This is a genomic window from Streptomyces sp. NPDC097107, from assembly GCF_044762405.1.
GTDB classification, from domain to species: domain Bacteria; phylum Actinomycetota; class Actinomycetes; order Streptomycetales; family Streptomycetaceae; genus Streptomyces; species Streptomyces thinghirensis.
The window spans coordinates 1-14,362 of sequence record NZ_JBIWEF010000032.1 but is presented as its reverse complement, the minus strand read 5'-3'; the positions used below and the strand labels follow the sequence as shown (position 1 = coordinate 14,362).

The 14,362-nt window shown below is 68.2% G+C and carries 9 protein-coding genes and 4 pseudogenes; 3 read left to right on the top strand and 10 right to left on the bottom strand.

Features of this window, described 5'->3' with window-relative positions; genetic code table 11:
* Positions 1-110 precede the first annotated feature (110 nt).
* Both ACIQ1J_RS35175 and ACIQ1J_RS35170 read right to left on the bottom strand, forming a co-directional pair.
* Positions 111-663, bottom strand: a pseudogene (locus ACIQ1J_RS35175) (transposase family protein); the annotation flags it as partial.
* Positions 603-743, bottom strand: a complete 141-nt coding sequence (locus ACIQ1J_RS35170; protein ID WP_403563441.1) for a hypothetical protein — start codon at positions 741-743, stop codon at positions 603-605. The gene ACIQ1J_RS35170 and the pseudogene ACIQ1J_RS35175, both read right to left, overlap by 61 nt.
* Positions 744-914: 171 nt before the next feature.
* Between ACIQ1J_RS35170 and ACIQ1J_RS35165 the strand changes: the two are divergent.
* Positions 915-3,955 (top strand): annotated as a pseudogene (locus ACIQ1J_RS35165) (Tn3 family transposase).
* A gap of 390 nt (positions 3,956-4,345) precedes the next feature.
* On the top strand, positions 4,346-5,314 hold the full coding sequence (locus tag ACIQ1J_RS35160; RefSeq protein WP_403563437.1) for a hypothetical protein: 969 nt from the start codon (positions 4,346-4,348) through the stop codon (positions 5,312-5,314).
* Between the two features lie 157 nt (positions 5,315-5,471).
* Here the strand turns inward: ACIQ1J_RS35160 and ACIQ1J_RS35155 are convergent.
* The 5 genes and pseudogenes from ACIQ1J_RS35155 to ACIQ1J_RS35135 all read right to left on the bottom strand — a co-directional run bounded on the left by ACIQ1J_RS35155 (position 5,472) and on the right by ACIQ1J_RS35135 (position 11,024).
* Positions 5,472-6,366, bottom strand: a pseudogene (locus tag ACIQ1J_RS35155) (tyrosine-type recombinase/integrase).
* Positions 6,367-6,534: 168 nt separating this feature from the next.
* Positions 6,535-6,858 carry a hypothetical protein gene (locus ACIQ1J_RS35150; RefSeq protein ID WP_403563435.1) on the bottom strand — a complete coding sequence of 108 codons (324 nt, stop codon included), beginning with the start codon at positions 6,856-6,858 and terminating at the stop codon, positions 6,535-6,537.
* A 32-nt stretch (positions 6,859-6,890) separates the two neighbouring features.
* Positions 6,891-7,124: a barstar family protein gene (locus ACIQ1J_RS35145; protein WP_403563433.1), complete on the bottom strand. Its 234-nt coding sequence runs from the start codon at positions 7,122-7,124 to the stop codon at positions 6,891-6,893.
* Positions 7,125-7,413: 289 nt separating this feature from the next.
* A complete protein-coding gene (locus tag ACIQ1J_RS35140; protein ID WP_403563431.1) occupies positions 7,414-7,638 on the bottom strand; it encodes a hypothetical protein in 225 nt (74 codons plus the stop codon).
* Between the two features lie 14 nt (positions 7,639-7,652).
* Entirely contained in the window at positions 7,653-11,024 is a 3,372-nt protein-coding gene (locus tag ACIQ1J_RS35135; RefSeq protein ID WP_403563439.1) for an RHS repeat-associated core domain-containing protein, read from the bottom strand.
* Between the two features lie 538 nt (positions 11,025-11,562).
* Here ACIQ1J_RS35135 and ACIQ1J_RS35130 point away from each other — a divergent pair.
* The gene (locus ACIQ1J_RS35130) at positions 11,563-11,877 is read left to right on the top strand and encodes a hypothetical protein (protein ID WP_403563429.1); all 315 of its coding nucleotides are present in this window, start codon (positions 11,563-11,565) and stop codon (positions 11,875-11,877) included.
* A 94-nt stretch (positions 11,878-11,971) separates the two neighbouring features.
* On the opposite strand, the gene ACIQ1J_RS35125 is transcribed toward ACIQ1J_RS35130, so the two are convergent.
* The 3 genes and pseudogenes from ACIQ1J_RS35125 to ACIQ1J_RS35115 form a co-directional block, all read right to left on the bottom strand.
* Positions 11,972-12,754, bottom strand: a complete 783-nt coding sequence (locus ACIQ1J_RS35125) for a restriction endonuclease (RefSeq protein ID WP_403563427.1) — start codon at positions 12,752-12,754, stop codon at positions 11,972-11,974.
* Positions 12,755-13,542: 788 nt separating this feature from the next.
* Entirely contained in the window at positions 13,543-14,112 is a 570-nt protein-coding gene (locus ACIQ1J_RS35120) for a hypothetical protein (protein ID WP_403563425.1), read from the bottom strand.
* A gap of 101 nt (positions 14,113-14,213) precedes the next feature.
* Positions 14,214-14,362: pseudogene (locus ACIQ1J_RS35115) on the bottom strand (IS481 family transposase); the annotation flags it as partial.

Here is a 14,362-nt window from a genome sequence, read left to right as displayed (position 1 = left end):
GGCAACGGCGGCGTCTGGAGAATGTCGAGCAGGCCCTCCACACCCGTCAGCACCCGCAGGGCACGTCCGACACCCCGCAGACGCGTCCCCGTCGGACATATTGAGCTTCTTCAGCGTTGCCGCTCCAGCGTGAGCACGGCTTTGACGATTGACGACATGCGGTTGGGGCTACATCGGGACCTGCGGAAGATCCGCCAGGACTTCAGTCGGGCGACGCCGCGTTCGACCGGCGCCCGTGCCGAGGCCAAGGCCCGGTTGGCGGTCTTCTCTGTGGGGGTGAGTTCCTGCAGGGGCCTGCGTTTGATGCCCGTGGTCAGCCATGGACCGCCGCCCTGGTAGGCGAGATCAGCCAGGATGGGGACGCCCTGGCGCTCGCAGATGCGGAGGATGCGGTGGGTGCGGGCGGCTGTCAGGTCGTGAGCCCGGCCCGGCAGCGCAGGCGAGAGCCACAGCAGCCGGCCGTCCGGATCGGTGACAACCTGCACGTTCACGCCGTGCCGGCGGTGCTTGTGGGAGTAGTCGGCCTGTCCGTCGCCGATCCGGTCGCACTCGGCGAGCGTGCCATCCAGAAGGATGAAGTTCGGGTCGTTCGCGCAGGACCTTCAGCAGACCCGGTGCTCGTTCGGCGAGCAGGCGGATGACCGCGCTGGTGTAGGCGTGCGCTTGCCGGTGTCGTCGGCGAGGCCGAGGACGTTGCCGGTGGCGTCGGTGAGGTAGTAGTAGGACTTCCCCCCAGTCGTCATCGAGTTCAGCGTGCCCGCGGGTTCGCGGATGAATCCGGTGTCGGGGGTTGAGGAACATCGGAACGAAAACCGGCGCTAAGCCCTGGGCGTGCTCAGAGAGGCTTTGACCTGGGCTTCTGCGGCAGCGGAACCTTCGGCAGTTGTTGTTGATCGACTGTTCGGAGGCCCGGAGTGCCGGTTGAGTTTTTGACGGATGAGCAGGCTGCCGCGTATGCGGCATTTCGCGGTGGGCCGTCCCGTACGGAGCTGGAGCGCTTCTTCTTCCTGGACGACGCTGACCGAGAGCTGATCGAGGCCAAGCGACGGTCCCATAACCGCCTGGGCTACGCGCTACAGCTGACGACCGCGCGGTATCTGGGGGTGTTCCTCGACGACCCCACGGACGTTCCGGCGGAGGTCATCGACTACCTCGCCGAGCAGCTCGACATCGGCGACGCGTCGGTGCTGAAAGCGTACGGCGAACGGGAGAACACCCGCCTGGACCACGTACGTGAGCTGCGGCGGGTCCTGGAGTACAAGGAGTTCGCCGAGGCGGAGACCGACCTGCGGACCTGGGTGGACGCACGGGCCTGGACGACACGCGAGGGCCCGAAGGCCCTGTTCGACGCGGCGGTCGGCCAGCTGCGCGAGCGCCGGGTGCTGCTGCCCGGCGTGACGACACTGACCCGCCTGGTCGCCTCGGTGCGGGAGGCGGCGAACCAGCGGCTGTGGGACACCCTGTACGGGATGCTGAGCATCGGCCAGAGAGCGGTGCTGGACTCCCTGTTGACCGTGCCGTCCGGCGCCCGGGTCTCGGAGCTGGACCGGCTGCGGCGCGGGCCGATGCGAGTGTCCGGACCGCAGATGAAATGGGCCCTGGAGCGGGCCGAGGAGATCGCCGACCTGGACATGCGTGCACTGGACGTGTCGGGGATACCGCCGCGGCGCCTCGCAGAGCTGTCGCGGTACGGCGTGGACGGCAAGGCGTCGCTCCTCAAGCGGCACGGCGACTCGCGCCGCACGGCGACGCTGCTGGCCACCGCAGTCTACCTGACGACCCGGGCCGTGGACGACGCCCTGGACCTGCTGGAGGTGCTGATCGCGACGAAGCTGCTGGCCAAGGCCGAGCGGGAGACGGTCAAGGAGAAGATCAAGACGCTACCGAGGGTGGAGCGGGCCGGCGCGAAGCTGGCGACTGCGTTCCAGGTCGTCTGCGACACCACGAGCGAGCAGGTCGACACCGACACCGGGGAGGTCAGCCCGCCGAAGGTGGAGACGCTGACAGCGATGTGGGAGCGGATCGAGGCGGTGGTGCCGCGCCACGAGCTGGCCGCCGCGATCGCCGCCCTGTTCGAGCTGACCCCGCCGCTCGACGCCGACTCGGACGAGGCATGGCGGGCGATGCTGGTCAACCGGTTCGGCACCGTACGGCCGTTCCTCAAGCTCCTGGTCAAGGTCGTCGACTTTGGAGCGACCCCGGAAGGGCTGCCGGTGCTGACCGCGCTGAAGTCGCTGCCTGACCTGATGGGCCGCAAGAAGGTCGGCCCGAGGGAGATCGACACCGATCTGCTCGTCGGCTCCTGGCGTCGCCTGGTCCTTTCGGCCCCGCACCTGGAGCCGGGCACCGTGGACTGGAAGGCGTACACGTTCCGCATCCTGGAGCAGTTCCACCGGATGCTGCGCCGGCGGGAAGTGTTCGCGAAGAACTCATCCAAGTGGGGCGATCCCAGGGCGAAGCTGCTGGCCGGTGAGGCGTGGGAGCAGGCCAAGCCCACCGTGCTGGCCTCGCTCAACCTGCCCGCGGGGGCGGGCGAGCACCTGACCGCGCGGGCCGCTCTGCTGGACGGCACGTATCGAGAAGTCGTCGGACGGCTTCCGAATAACGCCCAGATCGTCTTCGACGACGACGGCCGACTGCACTTCGCCGCCCTGGAGCCGGAACCGGAACCCGCCTCGCTGCTCGACCTGCGGGCCGCGGTGAACGCGATGCTTCCTCGCGTCGACCTGCCCGAGGTGCTCCTGGAAGTGTTCTCCTGGACTGGCGCCGACCAGGCGTTCACCTCGATCACCGGCGGCGAGGCCCGCCTCAAGGACCTGCCCGTGACGATCGCGGCGCTGCTGGTCGCGCACGGATGCAACGTCGGCTACACCCCGGTCATCGGCGGCATAGACGCGCTGAAGTACGGGCGGCTCTCCCACGTCGACTCGCGACGTACCGGGCCGCAAACGCCACACTGATCGAACACCAGGCGGCCATCGGGCTCGCGAGCGCGTGGGGCGGCGGGCTGGTCGCCTCGGTCGACCGGATGCGGTTCGTCGTCCCAGTTCCAAGCGTGTACGCACGGCCGAACCCGAAGTACTTCGGCCGCCGGGGCGGCGCCACCTGGCTCAACATGATCAATGACCAGGCGGCCGGGCTCGGCGGGAAGGTCGTGGCCGGCACCCCTCGCGACTCGTTGTACGTATTGGATGTGCTCTACGACCGTGACGGCGGCAAGCGCCCGGAGATGATCGTCACGGATACCGCCTCGTACTCCGACATCGTGTTTGGTCTCCTGACCCTGGCGGGATTCGCGTACGCGCCCCAGCTCGCCGACCTGCCGGACCAGAAGATGTGGCGCATTGACCGCGCCGCTGACTACGGCGCCTTCCAGGACGCGGCCCGCGGCCGGGTCGACCTCGCCCGGATCGAGCGGCACTGGGAGGACATCCTGCGGATCATCGGCTCCATCCACACCGGGGCCGTACGCGCCTACGACGTGATCCGGATGCTGTCCCGGGACGGCCGCCCCACCCCGCTCGGCGACGCGATCGCGCACTACGGGCGGATCGCCAAGACCCTGCACATCCTGCGTCTGGCCGACGAGCCCGGATACCGCAGGCAGATAAAGGTGCAGGCCAACCTCCAAGAGGGCCGCCACGCGCTCGCCCGGAAGATCTTCCATGGCCGGGCCGGACAGCTCTACCAGCGCTACCAGGACGGCATGGAGGACCAGATCGGCGCCCTCGGACTGGTCCTCAACGCCCTGGTGCTCTTCAACACGAGGTACATGGACGCCGCCGTCACTCAGCTGCGCGAGGACGGGTTCGACGTCCGCGACGAGGACGTGGCTCGCCTCTCCCCGTTCGTCCGCCATCACATCAACATGCTCGGCCGGTATTCCTTCCAACTCCCCGACCTGCCCGGGGGCCTGCGTCCGCTGCGCGATCCGGACGCCGCCGACGAGGAATGACACTCGGTGATGGGTCGTCAGCGGCGCAGAACGCTGACGACCCATCACACCGGGCTCAAAGCTGGAGGCGAATCAGGAAACTTAAGTGAGGTTTGAGTACCTCAGAGGTGCAGGTCAACCCTGCAAGGTTTCGCCTGGGGAGAGGTTGCTCCGAGGTGGCTGCGAGCGTTGTCAGAGTGAGTTGGCAAGATCGCGGCTATGAACAGCACTCCGACCACTCCACCACGGCCGTTCGACGTCACCGCGCTCTTCCCTCAACTGGGCCCGCTGGCACGTACGGCGACCCGGTTGCACCCCCGCCCCGGGTCTCCGTCACCGCAGGACAGTTCCATCGGCGGACCGCTGCTATGGCCCGCCGACGAGCCGTGGCCGCACTGCGACGGACCTCATGTGAGGGACACAACGCGCCCGGCCCTGTCCCCGGCGGACGTGCGGCAGGAACGGCAGATCCGTGCCGCCTCGCGCGACAGGAGCTTGACCGCGCAGGAACGAGAGACCCTTCAGCGGATCCGTCCCCCTCGGGAGAATCCGCTGAAGTCGGCGCTCGCCCCGTATGAGGGTTCCATAGCGATGCTGCCCGTCGCCCAGTTGTACCGACGGGACGTGCCCGCTCTGCACACACCTGAAGGAGCTGACCTGCTCCAGGTCCTGTGGTGCCCCTTCGACCACCAGGCCATGCCCAGGACCGCGCTGTTCTGGCGGTCGGCAGCCACGGTCACCGACATCCTCACCACGCCCCCCGAACCGCCCGCGATGCGGTCCGACGGCTACCTGCCCGAGCCGTGCCTGCTCAACCCGGAGCAGGTCACCGAATATCCCGACCACCTGGAGTTGAGCAAGGAACTCCGGGAGCAGCTCGGGGCCTGGAGCGAATGGCAGGCAGCTGTCACGGATGTCGACGACTACGCGTCGTCCCCGGAGTTGTTCTACGACCGTGAGTTGGCCGCCGCACCCGGCTGGAAGGTCGGCGGTTGGCCTCGCTGGGGCGCCACCGACCCCACCCCCCGGCTCTGCCCTGCCTGCGGCAGCGACATGGATGCCCTACTGACTATCGCCACGTTCGAGGGCGACGACGACAGCAGCTGGCTCCCGAACGAAGTTTGCGAAGACCGAGCACACACCAGTCCGTCCTCCCGCCACACTGGGCCGGAAGGTCAGGCCGTGATCGACTTCTTCCGCGCCCAAGGCATTGAGGTGCACGACCGCGGTCGCGTCCCCCGCGATGCCCGCGTCGCGCCCCTCGGCACCAACCCTGCTCCAAGGCAACCGACCGCCGTCCAGATCGGCAGCGGCTACGACCAGCAGCTCTACGTCTGTCCGGCAGCGCCAGAGCACCCCCACTCCGAGCTGATGCACTAGCCGGCCCCATACACCGGACCCCGCCCCTCCCGAACCCTCCGTGTCCGAGAAGAGCCTTGGGCCTATCGGTGCGTGATGGGGCGAGCCGGTGTGGACGACGCGGACGCCTGCGGCTGTACCGCTGGTCCCCAATTCTGGGAAAGTGCCCCGCCCCCGGTCAGCGTCGGCGATCGCCCGGCGCGAGCAGGCTGGTAACGTCGGCGATCGCCTCCGGGGAGGGGTGGAAGTACTTCCGTACGTTCTCCGCCTTCTTGTGCCGGGACTTCGCCATCAGCATCAGCAGGCTCGCCCCTCCCTCGCTGAGGTGGGTCAGGCCGCAGTGTCGCCACTCATGCAGATCCCAGCCCGTGCCCGGCTCACCGCCGAGGGCCGTGTGCTCGTCCAGCAACATCCGGGCCTGCCCGTAGGAGAGCCGGGCGAGCCCAGTGTCCGGGCAGACGTCGCGCGGGCTGACAACCTTGCTGGGGCCTGGCTTGCGGTGGGTGACGAACACCGGCCCGCGCGTACGGCCCTTGAGCAGGCGGGGCAGCAGCCGGGCGGTGCCTGCGTCCCAGTAGACCGTCTCCAGAACGAAGTCTTCGCGGATGGCGCCGCGGCGACGCGTACGAGGGCGGGCACCCTTGACCTTCACCGGGGCGCGGCGCCCGGCAAGATCCAGCTCCTCGATGTTGACACCCAGGATTTCCTCGGCGCGGGCCACGGTCTCGTAGAGCATCCGCCACAGCGTCTTCTCCCGCAGGTGCACCTCACGCCGCGCGATCAGCCGGTCGATCGCCATCTTCGAGCGGGCCGGCGTCTCGGAGTCCGGCGGGGTGAGCCGCTTCGCCCAGGCCGGGACCGCCGGGCCGTCGTACCCGCGCTCACCGCACCAGCCCAGCCACGAGAGCACCGACGCACGCCGGGCATTCCAGGTGTTCACCGCGGAGCTGCCCCACAGCAGTTCCAGAGCCTCGCCGATCTCGTCGTCCGCGACGACCGCCAGCGGCCGGCCCTCGCCGAGCCGCGCGGACGGTCAGAGCCTTCCCCGCGGGCAGTTGTACGACGGCGGACACTACTTTCCCCTTGCCGCAGATAACAGGGCCGCTTCATGTACGGCCTGACGGCCGTTCCCGCAGGTCGCGATCAGCCTTCCCGCAGATAATAGGGCGTTATCTGCGGAAGGCTTCGAATCGGTCCCGCGACCGACGTCCCGTCAGCCGCCGACCAGGGCCGATAGATCCTTAGCGCCGGTTTTCGTTCCGATGTTCCTCAACCCCCGTGTCGACGCCGTTCGTGGTCGTGGAGGCCAGGCCGAGGGCGGTGTGGTGGAACCAGGTGGAGCCGAGTTTGGTGCGTTCGGCGTTGGTGGTGCCGGCGTGGACCAGGTCGTAGGTCTTGCCGCCGGCGGTGATGCCGGCCAGCTGGCTGTAGTCAATCCAGGATTCGCCTGTGCGGGGGGTGTTGCCGGCGGCGGCGGTTTCGTTGCCGAGCTTGTCGTAGGACCAGCCCGTGGTCGAGACAGCTGGAGCCGCAACTTGTTCCCCTGCCCGGCCTTGGCGGGCCACACCGCAAAGAAGTCCGCGGGGCCCGCCGCATACTATTCGAAAGTCACCGAAAAACGGTCAACCCGACCGAAGGAACGATCCTGAGCCTGAACACGGAGGAGCAGAGGGCGAATGCGCTCGAATGCACTCTCTCCCAGCGCCGTCCTGCTGATCTCTGATTTTTTCCAGATGATCTCAACTGGTCGTTCCACGTCCGTCGACAGTCGATCCCATAGAGCGCTCAGATTAGCCCCGTAATAAGGGCCGAAATCAAGGGCTTCCGACAAGACGTCATGGAGATCCCTCTCGGATGAATCCTCGCACCATCGATTTCAATCCGCACACTCTTGTCACTTACAGTCAGGCAACTGATAGAAGCTTCTATAGTGGTTGCTGGTCACGTAGGGGAGCCGGTCATTAGAATAGACAAACCGAGTTCCTGACTGCTTCGACCACTTCATCATGTTGTTGACCCCTACAACAGCCTCATACCACGTCCGCCCCTGAAGGTTCACGGAGGGAACCACCGGCCGCATCCAGCGATGCCCGTGGCGGCCGATCGGCTCCCTCCGCCACTCACTTGTTTCGCGAGCGCATGGCCACTGCCACTCCGACCGAGACGATCACACCAACCACGGCCACCCAGACGGCTGGCTTCAGGCCTGCCACCATGCCGAAGGCACCGATGAGTACAAGGGCAATTCCGGCGACCAGGGCGATCCACAATCCAGTAGCAGCCACCGCTCGTCCGGCCTCGTCGCCGTGGTCCAGCATGTTTCCTTGATCATTGCCAGTGTCCACGTGCTCTCCTTCTGTCAGGACAACGAGTCCTGCATCGCACCTGCGGTTACGTTGCTTACGGTGTCGGCCGCGATACCGCATCCTGCCGTGGTCAGCGGCGTGAGGTAGGGCATCCCTGCGGCCGTCGCCATCGTGGCGGTCCCAGCGGTGCAGAGGCCTCCGAAAACGGCTCCAGCTGCGATGCCCACGGCCTGCGAGAACAGTGCCTCGGGATCGTTCCGGTTCTGCCATATCTCTGCGAGGTCCTTGCCGCCGAACACGCCGTCGACGAAGGACCCGAAACCCAGGAGGCCACTCGGGTCGACATTGTTAATGGGGTCGCCGCCCGCATAGAGGTACGGATTCTTCTCCTGGCCGGAGGGGTCGGGCTGGGTGAAGCGGCCCAGGGTGGGGTCGTAGTAGCGGTGGCCCATCTTGTAAAGGCCGGTCGGGTCGGCATACGCGCCCGCGTAGCGGTACGGCTGGGGGGCGGCCTCCGTCGGTGTCGTGCGCGGCAGGCCGGTGGGTCCGTACGCGTACGTATGCGTGCGCTTGCCCGCGTCGTCGGCGAGGCCGAGGACGTTGCCGGTGGCGTCGGTGAGGTAGTAGTAGGACTTCCCCCCAGTCGTCATGGAGTTCAGCGTGCCCGCGGGTTCGCGGATGAATCCGGTGTCGACGCCGTTCGTCGTGGTGGAGGCCAGGCCGAGGGCGGTGTGGTGGAACCAGGTGGAGCCGAGTTTGGTGCGTTCGGCGTTGGTGGTGCCGGCGTGGACCAGGTCGTAGGTCTTGCCGCCCGCGGTGATGCCGGCCAGCTGGCTGTAATCCGTCCAGGACTCGCCGGTGCGGGGGGTGTTGCCGGCGGCTGCGGTTTCGTTGCCGAGCTTGTCGTAGGACCAGCCGGTGGTGGAGCCGTTCTTGCCGGTCAGCTCGGAGGCGTCGTTGTAGGTGTAGGTCGTGCCGCCGGGGCAGGTGTTCTTGCTGCCGTCCCTGCTGGTGAGGTTGCCGGCCTTGTCCCAGCAGTAGAGCCACGACGCCTTCCGCGTGCCCGCCGCGTCGGCTTCCAGGGCGTAGCGGAGGCGGTCCTGGGAGTCGTAGTCGTAGGTGGTGGTGTAGTTGGTGAGGTTGTCGGTGCGGATGCGGATCTTGGTGGTGTCCTTGCCCGCGGTGTTCTTGTAGCTGTAGGCGAGGTCGACGAAGGTCTGGGTGCCGGAGGTGGTCTTGATCTTCTCCGGGCGGCCGTTCTTGTCGATCGTCACCGACTGGGTGGTGCCGCCGGGGTAGACGGTCTTGGTGCGCTTGTCGTTGTTGTTGTAGTCGAAGTCGGTCTTCTTGCCGTCCGGCGCGGTCAGGTAGTCGAGGCGGCCGGCCTTGTCCCAGGTGTAGTCGGTCTCGCCGGTCGGGTCGGTGTAGTGGTCGACGTCGCCGCCGGGGGTGTAGGCGAGTGCCGTCTGGGCGCCGTTCTGCAGGGTGCGGACGCTCTCGCGGTTGAGCTTGTCGTAGTCCCACTTCGTGGTGCCGGAGGCGTCGGTGCGGGTCTTGACGTTGCCGTCGCCGTCGTAGGAGTAGGTGACGGTGGAGTTGGTGGAGGAGACCTCGCGGACGCGGTCGCGGGAGTCGTAGCCGTAGACGGTGGTGATGCCGCGGCCGTCCTTGACGGTCTCCACGCGGCCCAGCGCGTCGTAGGTGTAGGTGGTCTCCCCCAGCGGTGCCGGCGGCTTCACCTTGATCAGGTTGCCGTGGTTGTCGTAGGTGAAGGAGGTGACCTTGCCGTTGCCGTCCTTCGCCGTGCAGCGCTGGCCCTCGAAACCGCCGCACTTCGGGTCGGCCTCATTGTAGGTGTACTCACGGGTTCCACCCGCGGTGCCCGAGGTGGTGACCGACATGGTGTTGCCGTTGGTGTCGTACTTGAAGGTGTCCTTGCGGCCGTCGGCGGAGGTGAAGTCGTTGGGAAGGTCAGTGCCGGCGATCGTCTGGTACTGGGTCACCGACGCCGTCGCCCCGAGCGGCAACCTCTGCGAGACGGCATTGTTGCGATCGTCCCAGCCGTACGTGGTCGTGTTGCCGCCGGTGCCGTCCGTGCCGGTGCCCATCGCGTCGATGGCGGTCTGGGTGAGGTGGTTCTTGTACGTGGAGTGGCGGGAGTGGCCGAGCGGGTCGGTGACCTTGGTGACCTCACCGTCCGCGTTGTGTGTGTAGATCGTCTCATCGCCGTCGGGGTCGGTGACCGTCGTCGTTCCCGCGTCCGACGGGGTGGTCGCGCTGTAGTCGTAGCGCCAGGTCGGCCCCGTGTGCCCGCTGCCCGACGTGCCGGTGACCCGTTGCATGGAAGTGACGCGGTTGTGGCTGTCGTAGGTGAACAGGGTGACCGTGCCCTCGGGGGTGGTCACCTTCGTCACCCGGCGGGAGGAGTCGTACTCGTAGGCGGTGGCCTTGTCGGCGGTGTCGGTGACCTTGGCGAGGTTGCCGGCCGCATCAAGGTCGAGGACGGCGGTGCGGCCGGTGTGGTCCTTGGCCTGCCACTGGCTGGCGTTCGTCTTGACCAGGTCGATCCAGCGGCCCGAGCGGGTCTCGGTGAGCTTGAAGCCCTTGTGCTCGCTGCCCTCGTCGTGCTGGTCGACGGTGATCGTGCCGTCGTTCTTGTCCGTCACCTTGGTGAGCGTGCCGTGCTCGTTGTAGGTGTCCTTGGTGCCGGACTTGCGGTCGGTCAGGGTGTAGGTGCCGTCCGCGTTCTTCTTCAGATCCTTCGAGTAGCCCGTCGGCGTCGTGTAGGTGCCGTCGGCGTTCTCGGTGAAGCGCAGCAGGTTGCCGGTGGCGTCGAAGACGTCCACCTCACCGTCGTTGATCTGCAGGTAGCGCTCGTATCCCTGCCACCAGCGTTGCGTCACCTTCCCCCACGGGGCTTCGAGGGAGTTGTAGGTGCGGGTGAGCTGGAGCTTCTGCCCGACGCCGGCGATGTCGAAGTCGGTGGCGGCGAGCATCAGGTTGCCGTTGGAGATGTTCATGCGCGCCACGAGGGCGTCGTTGAGGCGGGTGTCGAGAATCTGGTGCCAGGGCACGTCGCCCTGCCCCTCGGGCAGGTAGTCGGCCGCCGCGACGTCCGCGGCAGCCGCCGAGCGGGATGCGGAACTCTTGGCAGGCTCCTCGCCCGTGGCGCGGGCCTTCTGCGCCGCCCGCCAGGCCGCGACCTCGGCCGACGGTCTCGCCTCCGCCTCCGACTCCGGCGCCTTGACCGGGCCGGCCGGTGTCGCGGGAGCCTCGACCTTCGTCGGTTTCGTCCAGGGGCTCTCCAGCTCCGGGAGCGCCGGCTTCGGGCCGGCCGCCAGGCCGGGCGCGGCCGCGATCACCACGGCGGCCGTGGTGATCGCCGAGACGAGAGCGGTTCTGTGTGTTCTCCGGGCACGCCACATGGGCGTGCGCGCAGTACGCGAGTGCATCAGCTTCCCCCCACAGGAAGTCAGACCCGGCAACCCCAGCGGTCACCAGTGGCACACAAGCTGTCACAAGAAGCACACAAACCGGCCCGGCGTCCCCCTGAACGGCATATCCATGCGGGCCGGAATCAGCCCCACCACTCCTGGCGAACAAATGGGGCTATTACTACGTGAGTTGCCCCTCATATTGGGCTGCATTGATGCTTCTGTTGTCGATTCCGAGGGTCACGTTGACCGGAATCCTCCGACCTGGCTCATTTCGCGGACGTCTGCGGCCAGTGGCAGTTCTCTTTCAGCCAGGTTCAGACCTACTGTCTGGGCTGTCGGACAGTCCTTCCCAGGCATCCTCGCCGGTCATGGCCGGGCAACGGCCGACCGGGAAGTCGTCTCAGAGCGTGTGGTGTACATGAGACGTTCCCACGCGCTCGGCTTCACGGGATGCACACTTATGGCGCCCTGCATGCGTGGTCCCCCAGCCCGCGGCAACCGCCCCTGCTGTGAAGGACGTTCACCGATGAATGCGTTGGGCAGACGCATGCCCTGCTCCCGCTCCACTCGTCGACGCTGCCTTCTCCCGTACCGGCTCGCGCTCGCCGTCCAGTGGGCCGGCCGCCTGCTGTGCTGGAGCCTCGCGGCCGGCATGACCACCGCCGCACTCGACCTCCTCCTCGACCCCCAAGCGCTGTGGTGGCGCTCCGCCTGGCCGCTGCCCTGGTACCTCACCTGCCTGTCCACCCTGGCCTGGGCCGTCCTGCGCGCCTGCGAGAAGGCCTCGCAGCGCCCGCCCGACGAGGACACCCTCCCGGAGCACTGGGTCCAGGCGGCGTAGGGGCTGTCGGCCGTACGCACGAAGCCGAGAAGTATCGCCGTCCGAACGGCCAGGGTCGGCTGCCGAACTCCGCCCGCCGACGGCACCGCGCACCTCAGCTCGAAGGCGACGGGCGGCGCGGGGGCGGCACCGCCCGCAGCAGCTCCCACAGCGGCCGGGAGCCCGACGCCCACACGGCGAGCGTCTGGCGGTCGACGACGTGCAGCCGCTGCTGCTTGGCGAAGGCCACAGCCGGACCCGTCACCCGGCCGTTCGTGACGATCACCGCGACATCGGCTCCGTGTACCTGCCGGGCCGTCCCGTTGAGCACCTGCAGATCCGGTGTGCCCACCGCCGAGCCCTGAGCGCCGTTGCGGCGGTGCTTGCACTGGATCACCCAGCGCCGCCCGAACGGGTCCGTGGTCTTCACGTCCGCGCCCAGGTCACCGCGGCCGCCGACCCGCTGAGCATCCCGGCAGCCGTCCCGCCGCATCAGGTCTCGTATCGCGTCCTCGAACCGGGCATGGTGCAGTGCGTCCAGCTGCGGCAGCCCGTAGTGCAGGCCCTGCGCCCGCACGGCCTCCCACTGGGCCCGCTGCTGCCGGTTGTAGAGCCACCCGGCGCCCGCCAGCACAGCGAGCACAGCGAGCACAGCGAGCACAGCGAGCACAGCGAGCACAGCGAGCACAGCGAGCACAGCGAGCACAGCGAGCACAGCGAGCACCAGGATCACGACAAGAACCCACCAGTGCGCCAACAGCCAGTTGCCCACCATCACCACCAGGCCTATGGCAGCAGCCGCCACCACGGCGAAGACGGTCAGCTGCGCGTCCCGCTGCTGCTGCCTTCGGCTGGGCCGCCTCGTACGCCGCCGCGCCGGCGGCCGGCGCCGGGTCACCGCTTCCACCGGATCGGGTAGGACACCGTGGGACGTGGCTCCGGTGCAGCGGGAACACTGTCGAACTGGATCGGGTACCGGACCGTGGAATGCGGCTGCGGAGCCCCCTCAGCCCCCGCAGAGACGTTGCTGTTGCCCAGACCGACCACGGCCAAGACCACCAAACCGAAGATCATCGTCTCCCGCCTCGCTCCCGGAGCCCACCGCGAATGTCCGCGAACCGGAGTCCCGTCAGAGCGCACGTACGGCCGCACCCAAGGCATACAAGCCCTCCCCCTCCTGACAACTCCCCGCACAACCGCTCATGCTGACAGGAGCCACTGACAACGCGTCAGCACACCACCACCAGGCGTGATCAGAGAAGGAGAGAACGGGCCAGGTCAGGGAAGACGCGGGGCGCTGCCCCACACCCCGGCCACCCTGCGGAGGGGGCGAGGGGGCGGCATTTGGGTACGGGTCGTGGGTGGTGGAGACGGTGGTGGAGTCGCGGTGCGGCCCCCTCGTCGGACGACACCCGGAGGGCACCACGCCGCCCGCCGGCCGTCCAGGACGCCCAAGGGCGCCGCTTCGCGATCGGGCAAGCCCGATCCTGGACAGCCGACGAACGACGGGGTAGGGCTACGCCTGCCGCCCAACGAGGGAACCGCCCCACTCGGCACAGACCCACGGCGAACCGCCGGAGCAAGGCCGGCGCCGCGTAGGTGACCGCGCTGCGCCAGATGTGCCAGGTGAACTAGATCGTCAACGCCGTCTGAACAGACGGGCCCACCGGTCTCGCCTCGCCCTACTCACGTCCCCCTGAGCTCGGCGCGAGCCCGCTGCAGCTGCTCGACGGAGACGGCGCCGGAGTCCGGCAGGCCGGCCTCGGCCCACGCGGCCTGTGCACGGGGGACGGCGCCGCCGGCGTCGTCGAGCAGGATCTTCTTCGCCAGGTTCACGGCGATGGCACCGTCGCCCAGGTCCATGAGGTGGGCGAGCATGCGCACGCTCTTGGTCGCGGAGGCCTTCTCGTTGTACCGGAAGACCAGCACCCAACGGCCCTGCAGGCCGCGGGCCCGCTCGATGAGGTCGCGACCGCGGTCGGTCTCCTGCTGCTCGGTGCGGATGTGCTCGGTCTCCCCGGCCGGTGAGCGCAGGGTGAGCAGGCCCCGGCGGCTGGACTCCTCGATCTCGACGTTCTCCAGGAACGCCACGAACCGCGAGGCGCTCTCCAACCGGTCGATGTCCTGCGCGGCCTGCTGGGCGATCAGGTGCAGGTCGACGGTCAGAGCGTGCACCCGGCGGCCCCAGGACGGTTCTTCTCCCACGGGGCAGGGGCCGGCGGCCTGGGCGGCTGCGATGACGAGGCTGTAGTCCACGCCCCCATCATGACGGCCGCCACCGACAACTCCCGGTCTTCATGCCGCGTTCCGGTGGAGGGCCGGGCACCCAAGGCCTGCCGCCCAACCCCCGTCGCGTGCTAGCTGTATTGCCCTGTGAGGTTGGGGACGCGGCTGGCGGGTGGTTGGCCCTTCAGCGCGGTGTGTCCGCGGTGGTGATTGTAGGTGTGCAGCCAGCCGGGGAACGCTTCGCGTCGTTCGGTCTCCGAGCGGTAGGGGCGGGCGTAGG

What these genes read in the sequence shown, in the direction of transcription:
- ACIQ1J_RS35135 (WP_403563439.1), bottom strand. Translation starts at nt 11,024, where the DNA reads ATGTGGCGTGCCCGGAGAACACACAGAACCGCTCTCGTCTCGGCGATC.
- ACIQ1J_RS35130 (WP_403563429.1), top strand. Translation starts at nt 11,563, where the DNA reads ATGAATGCGTTGGGCAGACGCATGCCCTGCTCCCGCTCCACTCGTCGA.
- ACIQ1J_RS35170 (WP_403563441.1), bottom strand. Translation starts at nt 743, where the DNA reads ATGACGACTGGGGGGAAGTCCTACTACTACCTCACCGACGCCACCGGC.